Raw genomic sequence first — 11967 nt, 5'->3', positions numbered from 1 at the left:
CGATAGCGTGGCCCGGTGAGCACCCGGGCCCAGCAGTACGACGCGCAGGTGCTCCGGCGCGAGCAGCTCTCGGACCACCTGGTGCGCCTGGTGCTCGGCGGCCCGGGGCTGTCCGGGTTCGTGAGCACCGGCGTGCCCGACGAGTGGGTCGGCCTGGTGGTCCCGAGCCAGTTCCAGAGCCGCTACTACACGGTGCGCGGCTGGACCGGCTCGGAGCTGACGCTGGACGTCGTCGTGCACGACGTCGGCCTGGTGACCGAGTGGGCGGCTCGCGACGTCGTCGGAGACACGGTGACGATCACCGAGCCGAAGGGCTCGTTCGCGATGCCGGCCGACGCAGGCTGGCTGATCCTGGTCGGCGACCTCACCGCCCTGCCGGCGATGGCGCGGATCGCGGAGTCGGCCGCGGTCCCCACGCGGATCTGGGCGGAGGTCCCCGACGACCTCTCGGCGTACCTCCCCTCCGGCGCCGACGTCACCTGGCTGACCCCGCCGTGGGACGGGCAGAGCAGGCTGGCCGAGGCGGTCGAGTCGATCGACTGGCCGGCGGGCGACGGCTACTTCTGGATGGCGGGGGAGTCGGCGCAGATGCGGGCGATCCGCAAGCACCTGATGCGCGACCGCAAGCTGCCGAGCACGGCGTACGACGTGATGGGCTACTGGCGCGGGGTGGCCCAGCGCCAGCCCCGGGCGGTCGACCCCGGACCGGTCTGGCGCGCGGGCAAGGCGGCGGGCAAGACCGATGACCAGATCTGGGCCGACTACGACGACGCGAGGGAACGATGAGCGACGAGCACAAGAGCGGGTTCGTGTCCTTCGTCGGCCGCCCGAACGCCGGCAAGTCGACCCTCACCAACGCGCTGGTGGGCACCAAGGTGGTGATCACCTCCGACAAGCCGCAGACCACTCGCACCGTCGTCCGCGGCATCGTGCATCGGGAGGACGCCCAGCTGATCCTGGTCGACACCCCCGGCCTGCACCGGCCGCGCACGCTGCTCGGGGAGCGCCTCAACGACCTGGTGAAGACGACCCTCGCCGAGGTCGACGTGGTGGCGGTCTGCCTGCCGGCCAACGAGAAGCCGGGCCCCGGTGACCGGTTCATCGTCAACGAGATGGGCAAGGTCAAGCGCACCACGAAGGTCGCGATCGCCACCAAGACCGACCTGGTGACCTCCGAGCAGCTCGGCGAGCACCTGCTCGCGATCCAGCGCCTCGGTGAGGAGACCGGCACCGACTGGGCCGAGATCGTGCCCGTGTCGGCGCGGTCCGGCGACCAGGTGGCGCTGCTCCAGGACCTTCTCGTGGGCCTGCTGCCGCCCGGTCCGCAGCTCTACCCCGACGGCGACCTGAGCGATGCGCCCGAGGAGATCCTGGCGGCGGAGCTGATCCGGGAGGCCGCGCTCGACGGCCTGCGCGACGAGCTCCCGCACTCGGTCGCGGTCGTGGTCGAGGAGATGCAGCTGCGCGCGGACCGCCCCGAGGACAAGCCGTTGCTCGACATCTACGCCAACCTGTACGTCGAGCGCGACTCCCAGAAGGGCATCCTGATCGGTCCCAAGGGCACCCGCCTCCGGGCGATCGGCACGACCTCGCGCAAGCAGATCGAGGCGCTGCTCGGCACTCCGGTCTACCTCGACCTGCACGTCAAGGTGGCCAAGGACTGGCAGCGCGACCCCAAGCAGCTCCGCAAGCTGGGCTTCTGATGACCCGCCCGGCTCCGGTCGCCGCGTGGCACGCCATCGCCGCGTCGCGGGACCCGTCGGGACTGGCCGAGCTGCTGGCCGACGACGTGGTCTTCCGCTCGCCGGCGGTGCACACCCCGCAGGTGGGCAAGGCGCTGACGACGGCGTACCTCTCGGCCGCCGTCGTGGTGCTCGGCCCGACGCTCGGCTACGTCCGGGAGTGGTACGCCGAGGACTCGGCCGTGCTGGAGTTCACCGCCGAGCTCGACGGGCTGACCGTGCACGGCGTCGACATGATGACCTGGGACGCCGACGGCCGGCTGACCGACTTCACCGTGATGGTGCGCCCCTTCAAGGGCCTGCAGAAGCTGGTCGAGCTGATGGCGGCCGAGCTGACCCGCTGACCTACCGGTCCGGGACCCAGCACAACCCGTAGGTCTGCCCGGCGCGCCACTGCGCGGCGGTCGGCCACTCGTAGCCCCAGCGGTAGTCGAGCGCGCCGTCGGCCGCGTCGGCGCCGGCGCTCTTGCACGGCCCGTCACCGGCCGTGCGGACGGACCCGACGCCGGGATACCTGCCGGCGTCGAAGGGCACGGTCGCCACGGCTCGCCAGCTGTGGTCGGCCGAGCAGATCACTCGCTCGAAGCCGGACGTGCCGGGTTCGGCCGTGCCGCACATGGCGTACCGGTCGCGGCCGTCCGGGTCGTCGAGCACGTCCTTGAGGGGGCCGGCGAGCGGCGCCAGCCGCTCGTCACCCGCCAGCGCCACCGCGTCGCAGCGGTACCACGACTCGCCGGCGTCGGACTGCTCGACGGTCGGGGTGAACCACACGGAGCGCAGCATGCTGAGCCGCCGGTCGTCCTCGGTGCCGCCGACGTGCTCGGCGAAGCGGGCCGGGCACGTCTGCGCCACCTGGTTGCGCACCCGCTTGGAGTCGACGGCCAGCAGGTGACCGTCGACGACGGCGTCGAGGGCCCCGACCGCGAACGTCTTCGAGGTGTGCTTGCGCTTGCAGGGCGTCGGCGCCACCTCGACCGTGGGCGCCACTGCCTCGGCGTAGTCGAGCCGGTAGCAGGCTCCCTCGCCCGGTGGCTTCGGCAGCGCGGCCGCCGGGGACGGCGTCGGGGTCGGGGTCGGCGACGCGGACGGCGTACCGGCCGGCGCGTCGGCGTCGTCGCTCCCGCCGCTGCAGCCGGCGAGCAGGAGGGTGAGGGCCGCGGTCGCCAGGACGGACGCGGCCGTACGACGGCTCACTCCGGCGTCTTCGCCCAGCAGACCGAGCGTCGGTTGCCCGCGTTCCACTCGGCCTCGTGGAACCACGTGTAGCCGAAGTCGTAGTCGACCGGGTAGTTGAGCCAGGCGCCGACCGACTTCGAGCAGAAGTCCCGGGTCTTCACCTCGGCCAGGCGGTCGCCGGGGTACTTCGTCTTCGCGTCGCCGAGGGCGATCGTCGTGACCGCGCGCCAGTTGTGGGAGTCGGTGCAGGGGACCTTGACCGAGCCCGAGACGGTGTCGCCCTCCGCGCAGACCAACCAGCTGTCCTTGGGTCGTCCGAGGAGCAGGCCCTTCGAGCTCGCCGGGAGGCGGACGTACTTCCGGCTCTGCTCGCCGCCCCCGACGACGTCACAGCGGTACCACCGGGCGCCGTCGTCCCAGGCCTCCTCCGACGGCCGGAACCACGCCCAGCTGACGACGGTGCGCATCACGAGGCTGTCGTCGGCGCCGAGGAACTTCTTGAAGCCCTGCGAGCAGGTGCGGTAGGCCCAGGCGCCGAGCTCCTGGTCGTCGTACTCCACGTCGTCGTAGGCGCCGGGGAGGTCGCCGACGGCGTACGTCTCGGCCGTGTGCGGCTTGGCGCACCCGACGACGGGGCTGGAGTTCGCCGGCTTGGCGACGTCTCCCGGGGACAGGACGCGACAGGCGCCGAGCGCCGGCGCCTTCTTGTCGGCCGCGGACGCCGCGTTGCCGTCGCTGCACCCGGTCAGCACCGCGATGGCCGCGAGCGCGAGGACGGCCAAGCGCACGCGATGCACGGAGCCTCCCTCGGTGTTGCCGGACCGCGCGATCGTACCCCCGCTCAGCTGAGCAGCGCCGCCAGCGTCCCCCCGAGGTCGTACGCCGCCTCCTGCTGCTCCGCGCCGACGTCGCCGATCACGCTCAGCACGTCCGCCGCCTGCGTCCACGGCAGGGCTCCGACGATCGCCAGGACCGAGCGCACGGCACCGGTCGCGTCGTACCGCCCGTGCACCCACAGGCCGAAGGGCCGCTTGCCGCCGCTCGCCGAACCGGCCGACCCGTCCTCGGAGAGCGACCCGCCCGCCTCGAGGAAGATCGTGTCGAAGAAGTGCTTGAGCGCTCCGCTCATGTAGCCGAAGTTCGCCGTCGTCCCGAGCAGGTAGCCGTCGGCCACCAGCACGTCCTCAGCGGTCGCCTCGAGCGCCTCCCGGACGACGACCTCCACGCCCTCGATCGCGTCGTCGCGGGTGCCCGCGAGCACCGCGTCGGTCAGTGACCGAGCCGTGGGCGTGGGGGAGTGGTGGACGACCAGGAGACGAGCCACCGGGCGCTACCGCCGCCCCCGCCCGAACATCCGGCCCACCCGCTCGGCCACCGACCGCGTCGGCTTGATGTCCACCAGGGTCGACCCGTCCGGCTCCGGCAGGCCCGCCGCCTGCTCGGCGGTGAGCGTCGTGCAGACGTAGGTCACGTAGATCGAGCCGATCTGGTCGGCGTCGACGAACCGGGTCCCCTCGGCCGTGTCGACGACGATGCCGTCGAACACCGACACCTTCTCGTCGACCAGCACCGCCTTCACCGTGGCGAAGAGCTCGCCGCTGCTCGTCTGCACCGGCGTCCCGGGCTGGAGCGCGGTGTAGGCGATCGGGTGCGCGGACTCGTCGGGCATGCCGCCAGCCTAGGTCGTCGTACGCCGCCCGGTCGCCGTCGATCGCCGGGATCGACCTCGGTGGTCGAGCAGGGCGCCGCCCCACCGGTGGTTGAGGAGGGCCGCGGCCCCACCGGTGGTTGAGGAGGGCCGCTAGGCCCGTCTCGAAACCCCCGCAGCGCACGTACGTCGTTGGGTACGGGGGTCTCGACGACGCTCGCTGGCGCTCGCTGCTCGACCGCCGAGGGCTCCGTTGGTTGAGGAGGGCCGCTAGGCCCGTCTCGAAACCCCCGTAGCCCACGTTCGTCGTCGGGTGCGGGGGTGGTTTCGAGGCTCAGGCCTGGCGGCCTTCGCACCTCAACCACCGTGTTGCGCGCTCCGGTGGGTGAGGAGGACGCGGCCTCTCCGGTGGTTGAGAAGGACGTGGCCCACCGGTGGTTGAGGAGGGCCGCTAGGCCCGTCTCGAAACCCCCGGCGGCCCACGTACGTCGTCGGGTGTGGGGTGGTTTCGAGGCTCAGCGCTAGCGCGCTTCGCACCTCAACCACCGTGTTGCGCTCCGGCGGTTGAGGGTGCCGCGGCCCACCGGTGGTTGAGAAGGGCCGCTAGGCCCGTCTCGAAACCCCGCAGCCGGCGTACGTCGTCGAGTGCGGGGGTCTCGACGACGCTCGCTGGCGCTCGCTGCTCGACCACCGGGGGCTCCGGTGGTTGAGGAGAACGCGGCCCACCGGTGGTTGAGCGGCGGCCCATCGGTGGTTGAGGAGGGCCGCTAGGCCCGTCTCGAAACCCCCGCAGCCCGGGCAGTACGTCGGGTGCGGGGGTCTCGACGACGCTCGCTGGCGCTCGCTGCTCGACCACCGGGGGCTCGGTGGTGGTTCGTCAGGCGGGCGACTTCTTGGCCGCAGGGACCCGCTTGACCGGGGCCCTCTTCACCGGCGCCTTCTTGACCGGCGCCTTCTTGACCGGGGCCTTCTTCACCGGGGCCTTCTTGGCCGGAGCCTTCTCGACCACAGCCTTCTTGGCCGGGGCCTTCTTGGCCGGCGCAGGCACGACGACGGGGGCGGGCGGCTGGGCGGCGGCGAGGGCGGTCTTGGTCTTCGCGAGCTTCGCCTGGCGCTTGTCGTACGCCGCGAGGCCCTCGGCGAGCTCGAAGGCGGCGTCGTCGCGGTCGTCGGCGGTGGCGCGGGCGCGCTTGGCGGCGCGCTTGGCCTCCTTCGCGATGCGGTGGGCACGGCGCTTCGCGACCTTGCGGGCCGCCTTCAGCCGCGTCCGCTCGGCGTCCGCCTCCTCCGCCGCCGCGGCGGCGGCGTCGAAGCGCGCCTGGGCGGCGTCGACGGCCGCGGTCGCGCTGGTGAGCTTGTCGGTGTGGTTGTTGACTCGCTGCTGGAGCTCTTCGACGTCGGCCATGTGGGTCAACCTACCGATCCGGACAACGCAGCCACCAGGGCCGGGCGTGGGTTAGGCTGACGTCGTCATGATGATGCGCCAGCTTCTCCTTCGCTGCCGCAGCGAGGTCTGAGCCAGAGCCGGACCCCCTCGCTGCGGAGTGAGCGCGTGCGCCGGCCGACACGGATCTACCCACCGAGGAAGCCATGACCAGCACCAACCCGCAGCAGCCCAGCGGCATGCCGTACGAGCGCTACGTCCCGTTCATCCCGATCAGCCTGGCGGACCGCACCTGGCCCGACGCGACGATCACGCAGGCCCCGCGCTGGTGCGCGGTCGACCTCCGCGACGGCAACCAGGCGCTGATCGACCCGATGTCGCCGGCCCGCAAGAAGAAGATGTTCCAGCTCCTGGTCGCCATGGGCTACAAGGAGATCGAGGTCGGCTTCCCGAGCGCGAGCCAGACCGACTTCGACTTCGTGCGGATGCTCATCGAGGACGACCTGATCCCCGACGACGTCGTCATCCAGGTGCTGACCCAGGCGCGCGAGGAGCTCATCGAGCGCACCTACGAGTCGCTGCGCGGCGCCAAGCAGGCGATCGTGCACCTCTACAACTCGACGAGCACGCTCCAGCGCCGGGTCGTCTTCGGGCTCGACATGGACGGCATCGAGGACATCGCCGTCCAGGGCGCCCGGCTGTGCCGCAAGTTCGAGGAGCGGATCCCGGAGACCGAGGTCTTCTACGAGTACTCCCCGGAGTCCTACACCGGCACCGAGCTCGAGTTCGCCGTCCGCGTCTGCAACTCCGTGCTGGAGGTCTTCGAGCCGACCGCCGACAAGCCGGTCATCATCAACCTGCCCGCGACCGTCGAGATGGCCACGCCCAACGTGTACGCCGACTCGATCGAGTGGATGAGCCGCAACCTCAACCACCGTGACCACGTCGTGCTCTCCCTGCACCCCCACAACGACCGCGGTACGGCGGTCGCCGCGGCTGAGCTCGGCTACCTCGCGGGCGCCGACCGCATCGAGGGCTGCCTCTTCGGCAACGGCGAGCGCACCGGCAACGTCTGCCTGGTCACGCTCGGCCTCAACCTCTTCACCCAGGGCGTCGACCCCGAGATCGACTTCTCGAACATCGACGAGATCCGCCGCACGGTCGAGTACTGCAACCAGCTGCCGGTCGCCGAGCGCCACCCGTACGGCGGCGACCTGGTCTACACGGCGTTCTCCGGCTCCCACCAGGACGCGATCAAGAAGGGCTTCGAGGCCCTGGAGCGCGACGCCGCAGCCGCCGGCGTACCGGTCTCGCAGCACGAGTGGGCGGTGCCGTACCTCCCGATCGACCCCCAGGACGTCGGTCGCACCTACGAGGCCGTGATCCGGGTCAACAGCCAGTCCGGCAAGGGCGGTGTCGCCTACGTCCTCAAGGCCGAGCACAAGCTCGACCTGCCGCGACGCGCGCAGATCGAGTTCAGCCGGGTGGTCCAGCAGCGCACCGATGCCGAGGGCGGCGAGATCCTGCCCGACGACATCTGGGCGATGTTCCGCGCCGAGTACCTCGACCGCGAGACGCCGCTCAAGCTGAACTCCGTGCACACCTCCTCGGCCGCCGGCGAGAAGGACGCCCTCGACGTCAACGTGTACGTCGACGGCACGATCCAGTCGCTGCACGGCGAGGGCAACGGGCCGATCGCGGCGTTCGTCAGCGCCATCAACGAGCTGCCCCACGGGTGGGACGTCCGCGTGCTCGACTACGCCGAGCACGCTCTCTCCTCCGGTGGCGACGCACTCGCGGCGGCGTACGTCGAGTGCCTGGTCGGCGATCAGGTCTACTGGGGTGTCGGCGTGGACGCCAACATCGTGACCGCCTCGCTCAAGGCGGTCATCAGCGCGGTCAACCGCGCGCCAGCGGCAACCTGATCGTCACCGTGGTGCCCTCCAGGTGGGCGGATCGCACGTCGATCTGCCCACCGTGGGTGGCCACGATCGCCGCGACGATCGACAACCCCAGGCCGGTGCCCTGGATCGCCCGCTGCTGGGCCGAGGTCGAGCGGAAGAACCGCTCGAACAGCCGCGCCTGCTCCTCGACGGGTACGCCGATCCCGGTGTCGGCGACGCTCAGCCACGCCTCGCCGTCGTGGACCTTCGCCGACACCTCGATCCGCCCGCCGTCCTCGGTGAACTTGATCGCGTTGCTCAACAGGTTCATCAGCGCACGCTCGAGCTGCCGCCGGTCGCCGAGCACCGGGATGGGCGAGTCCGACGACATCACCACGACGTCGAGGTCACGACCGGCAAGCTGGGCCCGCAGAGCGTCGTCGGCGCCGGTGACGATGGCGGAGAGGTCGACGGCGTTCCGCTCCCAGCGGGTGGCGCCGGAGTCCATGCCGCTGAGCGTCAACAGGTCGTCGCACAGCAGGATCAGGCGCTGGCCGTTGCGCGCGATGCTCGCCAGCAGCGGCACCTGCTCGGGGGACGGGTCCACCAGGGTGCCGTCCTCGAGCATCTCGGTGTAGCCGACGATGCTGGTCACCGGCGTCCGCAGCTCGTGGCTGACCGTGGAGACGAACTCGTTCTTCGCCTCGTCCAGCTCCTTCATCCGCTGGACCGCGAGCCGCTCCTTCTCCAGGGCCGCGATCAGCATCTCCTGGCTGGCCCGGGCCTCCGTGACGTCGCGGCCGACGCACAGGTAGCCGATCTCCGCCGCGAAGGTGTCGGCGGCGACGCTGAGCGTCATCGAGACGGTGTGGCGGCGGCCGTCGCTGCCGATCCACACCCAGTCGCGCAGCGGCGTCGCCCCCGCGGCGCTGGTGGCCGTGACGAGGCGCGGGAAGGCGTCCTCGCCGGTCAGACCGCCGCAGCGCTGCGCCACCTGCGCGGGATCGAGGAGGTCCACGAACGCGGTGCCGACGATGTCCTGGCCGTCGTAGCCCAGGAGGTTCACCGCCCCCGCGTTGAAGACCGTGATCCGACCCTGCGGGTCGATGCCGATCATCGCCGTGGTGACGGCCGACTCCAGGAGGTGGCGGGTGAGCCCAGCGGCCGTGCGCTCCGCGGTGAGGTCGGTGCCGGTGAGGACGACGTACGCCGGACGCTCCTGGTCGTCGAGCACGTAGCTGGTGTTCCACAGGACCCGGCGCCGCTCGCCGGTGCGGGTCGCCAGGTTCGTCTCCCGGCTGGCCTGGGCGTGCGGATCCGTCGGCAACCCGGCCGGGTAGCCGGTCGAGCCGGCCGGCGCGAACGGCATGTCCCAGATGTCGTGGCCCAGCAGGTCCGACTCGGGGAAGCCGGTGAGCGTCGTGGTCGCGCCGTTGACCCGGACCACCTGCCCGCGCAGGTCGGTCACCAGGATCAGCGCGGCGGTGGTGTCGAGGGTTGCGCTGGTGAGCTTCTCGCTGTCACCGAGGCGGCCGAGCAGTCGGCGGTTCTGCTCCACGCCGATCGCGAGGGGCAGCGTCATCAGGGCGCAGACCACCACGAAGGCCTGGAGCACGGCGCCGAGCCCGAGCGCGCTGACCTGGCCGCGCTCGAAGTCGAACCCGAAGGGCCCCTGGCCCTGGGAGCTGGCCACGATGACGATGATCGAGACGCCGGCGAGCTCCCACGCGACGATGGCGACGTCGAAGCGGAGGGCGGCCCAGATCAGCAGCGGCAGCGGCAGGAACTCCAGCGACCGGGTCTGTCCCGAGACGAAGACGAAGGTGGTGACCACGGTCAGGGCGACCAGCTGGACCGGGAGCTCGGCTCGCTGCCACAGCACGCGTCGACGCCGCCGGAGCGGCGGCGCCATCACGATCGGCAGCACCACCAGCGTCGAGGCGGCGTGGGACAGGGTCAGGGAGCGGAACGCCTCCGGCACCGAGCCGTCGGTCAGGACGAGGATGCCGGCGGCGGCGAGGACCGCCATCGTGAGGCCGCCCAGGACCGCGCCGATGACCAGTCGCACGAAGACGTCCAGGCTCGCGAGCTCGGGCAGCTCGTCGCGGCGCCAGCGCAGGAAGGCGGCGGCCACCACCGCCTCGGAGGTGTTGGCCACCGCCAGCCACACGCACAGGTCCAGGGGACGGTCCTCGACGAGGTTGGCGGCCCCGGTGACCACGACGAGGGCCGGCACCAGCCACCACCACCAGCGGTGCGGGGTGAGCGCCAGCAGGGCCACGGAGATGCCGGCCGCCGGCCACCAGATCGCGACGGGGGAGCCGTCGGGCTCGGAGACGATGGCGAGCACGCCGGCGCCGAAGACCACGCCGAGGATCAGCACCGCCTCGGAGACCGCCAGCCGGCCCCGGCCCAACTTCCACATGGCGGCAGTGTCGCACCTGGGTCGCCTAGGCTGGTGGGCATGCTGGTGTCGGAGCGGATCGGGCAGCTCTTCGTCGAGACCCACGCCGGTCGTGACCGGCTCGAGTTCACCGAGTACGGCGGCGGGGACGCCTGGGTGGTGCTGCTGCCGGCCGAGCTGCTGCCGCGCCGGATGCAGCAGCCGCTGGCCCGGGTGCTGGCCGCGCAGGGATTCCACGTCGTCACCCTGGACCCGCTCGGCCACGGGCGCTCCGACCGTCCGGCCGACCCGCAGGCCTACTCGGTCACCGTCTTCGCGGAGCAGGTGGTGGCCCTGCTCGACCACCTGGGTGCGTCCCAGGCGGTGGTCGGCGGGACCTCGCTGGGAGCCAACACCGCTCTCGAGACCGCCGCGATCGCCCCGGACCGGGTGCGGGGTCTGATCCTCGAGGCCCCGATCCTGGACAACGGCGTGGAGGCCGGGATCCTGACCTTCGGTCCGGTGCTGCTGACGGCTCGGTTCCTCCCGCTGGCCGTCAGCGCCCTGCGCCGCGTGACCCGGTCGGTGCCGCGCGGCATCGTCCCCTTCTGGGCGGGCATCGCCCTCGACACGTGCAACCAGCGGCCCGGAGCGGTCGCCGCGCTCCTGCACGGGATGTTCTTCGGACGAGTGGCGCCGTCGGCGCGCGAACGGCGCCGCATCGACGTGCCGGCGCTGGTCGTCGGACACCCGTTCGACCTGCTGCGTCCGCTCGCCGATGCGGAGATGCTGGCCGGTGAGCTGCCGCGGGCGACGCTGCTCCGGGCCCGGACCGCGCTGGAGTGGCGGCTGCGCCCGCAGCGGCTCGACGAGGCCGCGGTCCAGCTGGTGGCCCAGTGCTGGCGGACGCCACGCCGCCGCCGGCGCGCCGGATCCTGACCCGCCCAGGCAGAATGGGCGAGTGCTCTACCGTGACGAGGCGATCGTGCTGCGCACCCACAAGCTGGGTGAGGCCGACCGCATCATCACGCTCCTGACCCGGCAGCACGGTCGCGTCCGCGCGGTGGCCAAGGGCGTGCGCCGTACGACGTCGCGCTTCGGCTCGAGGCTCGAGCCCTTCACCCACGTCGACCTGCAGCTCGCCGAGGGGCGCAACCTCGACACGATCACCCAGGCCGAGACGATCGCGCCGTTCGCCAAGGGACTGGGTCTCGACTACGACCGCTACACCGCCGGGACGGTGATGCTCGAGACCGCCGACCGGCTGGTGACCGAGGAGCGCGAGCCCAGCGTCCAGCAGTTCCTGCTCCTCGTCGGCGGCCTGCGGGCGATGACGGCCGGCGAGCACGGACCCGGGCAGGTCCTCGACTCCTACCTGCTGCGCTCGCTCTCGGTCGCCGGCTACGCCCCGTCATTCGAGCACTGCGCGCGCTGCGGCACCCTGCCCAACCCCGGCGCCGGACCGCACCGCTGGTTCAATCCGTCGATGGGCGGGGTGCTGTGCGCGACCTGCCGCGTGCCGGGCTCCGCCAACCCCGCCCCCGAGACGGTGGCGCTGCTCGCGGCCCTGCTCAGCGGGGACTGGGCCGTCGTGGACGTCGCTCATCCGCGGCAGCTGAAGGAGTCGAGCGGCCTCGTCTCGGCGTACCTCTCCTGGCACCTCGAGCGCGGCCTCAAGTCGATGGCGTACGTCGAGCGCTGACCCTTCCGCTCAGGTAGCGCCCCCGTCGGCCGATGCTCAGTGAGACAGG

12 protein-coding genes are annotated in these 11967 nt (G+C 72.0%); 7 read left to right on the top strand and 5 right to left on the bottom strand.

Annotated features, from left to right (window positions below; all coding sequences use genetic code 11):
* The first annotated feature begins 15 nt into the window (after nucleotides 1-15).
* Genes N542_RS0100630 through N542_RS0100620 form a run of 3 tightly spaced genes read left to right on the top strand, consistent with a single transcriptional unit; the run spans nucleotide 16 to nucleotide 2086 of the window.
* The gene (locus N542_RS0100630) at nucleotides 16-786 is read left to right on the top strand and encodes a siderophore-interacting protein (protein WP_028642281.1); all 771 of its coding nucleotides are present in this window, start codon (nucleotides 16-18) and stop codon (nucleotides 784-786) included.
* Nucleotides 783-1703 carry a GTPase Era gene (gene era, locus N542_RS0100625; RefSeq protein ID WP_028642280.1) on the top strand — a complete coding sequence of 307 codons (921 nt, stop codon included), beginning with the start codon at nucleotides 783-785 and terminating at the stop codon, nucleotides 1701-1703. Before N542_RS0100630 ends, era begins: the two co-directional genes overlap by 4 nt.
* Complete coding sequence (locus tag N542_RS0100620) at nucleotides 1703-2086, top strand: nuclear transport factor 2 family protein (protein WP_036505886.1); 384 nt, start codon at nucleotides 1703-1705, stop codon at nucleotides 2084-2086. Before era ends, N542_RS0100620 begins: the two co-directional genes overlap by 1 nt.
* Nucleotide 2087: 1 nt before the next feature.
* Here the strand turns inward: N542_RS0100620 and N542_RS0100615 are convergent, their stop codons facing one another.
* From N542_RS0100615 to N542_RS22725, 4 genes are read right to left on the bottom strand one after another with little or no spacing between them, the layout of a single operon-like run.
* Nucleotides 2088-2936 carry a septum formation family protein gene (locus N542_RS0100615; RefSeq protein ID WP_028642278.1) on the bottom strand — a complete coding sequence of 283 codons (849 nt, stop codon included), beginning with the start codon at nucleotides 2934-2936 and terminating at the stop codon, nucleotides 2088-2090.
* The gene (locus tag N542_RS0100610; protein ID WP_028642277.1) at nucleotides 2933-3715 is read right to left on the bottom strand and encodes a septum formation family protein; all 783 of its coding nucleotides are present in this window, start codon (nucleotides 3713-3715) and stop codon (nucleotides 2933-2935) included. The genes N542_RS0100615 and N542_RS0100610 overlap by 4 nt, the downstream gene beginning before the upstream one ends.
* Nucleotides 3716-3759: 44 nt before the next feature.
* Nucleotides 3760-4242, bottom strand: a complete 483-nt coding sequence (locus N542_RS0100605; RefSeq protein WP_028642276.1) for a flavodoxin family protein — start codon at nucleotides 4240-4242, stop codon at nucleotides 3760-3762.
* A gap of 6 nt (nucleotides 4243-4248) precedes the next feature.
* Nucleotides 4249-4587 carry a hypothetical protein gene (locus N542_RS22725; RefSeq protein WP_036505883.1) on the bottom strand — a complete coding sequence of 113 codons (339 nt, stop codon included), beginning with the start codon at nucleotides 4585-4587 and terminating at the stop codon, nucleotides 4249-4251.
* 845 nt (nucleotides 4588-5432) lie between these two features.
* On the opposite strand from N542_RS22725, the gene N542_RS28375 reads away from it, so the two are divergent.
* A complete protein-coding gene (locus N542_RS28375; protein ID WP_155992801.1) occupies nucleotides 5433-6026 on the top strand; it encodes a pentapeptide repeat-containing protein in 594 nt (197 codons plus the stop codon).
* A 130-nt stretch (nucleotides 6027-6156) separates the two neighbouring features.
* Nucleotides 6157-7875 carry a 2-isopropylmalate synthase gene (gene leuA, locus N542_RS0100590; protein WP_028642275.1) on the top strand — a complete coding sequence of 573 codons (1719 nt, stop codon included), beginning with the start codon at nucleotides 6157-6159 and terminating at the stop codon, nucleotides 7873-7875.
* Here leuA and N542_RS26240 read toward each other — a convergent pair.
* Nucleotides 7850-10258 carry an ATP-binding protein gene (locus tag N542_RS26240; protein ID WP_051551253.1) on the bottom strand — a complete coding sequence of 803 codons (2409 nt, stop codon included), beginning with the start codon at nucleotides 10256-10258 and terminating at the stop codon, nucleotides 7850-7852. The two genes, leuA and N542_RS26240, sit on opposite strands and share 26 nt — an antisense overlap.
* Nucleotides 10259-10297: 39 nt before the next feature.
* Here N542_RS26240 and N542_RS0100580 point away from each other — a divergent pair, with 39 nt between their 5' ends.
* Together N542_RS0100580 and recO are read left to right on the top strand one after the other, a co-directional pair.
* A complete protein-coding gene (locus N542_RS0100580) occupies nucleotides 10298-11155 on the top strand; it encodes an alpha/beta fold hydrolase (RefSeq protein WP_028642274.1) in 858 nt (285 codons plus the stop codon).
* 22 nt (nucleotides 11156-11177) lie between these two features.
* Complete coding sequence (gene recO / locus N542_RS0100575; RefSeq protein WP_028642273.1) at nucleotides 11178-11918, top strand: DNA repair protein RecO; 741 nt, start codon at nucleotides 11178-11180, stop codon at nucleotides 11916-11918.
* Nucleotides 11919-11967 lie beyond the last annotated feature (49 nt).

The organism is Nocardioides sp. URHA0020, from assembly GCF_000620705.1.
In the GTDB taxonomy this organism is placed as follows: Bacteria; Actinomycetota; Actinomycetes; order Propionibacteriales; family Nocardioidaceae; genus Nocardioides.
Note: the sequence above shows the minus strand (reverse complement) of the source record. Positions and strands in the feature narration are given on the sequence as shown.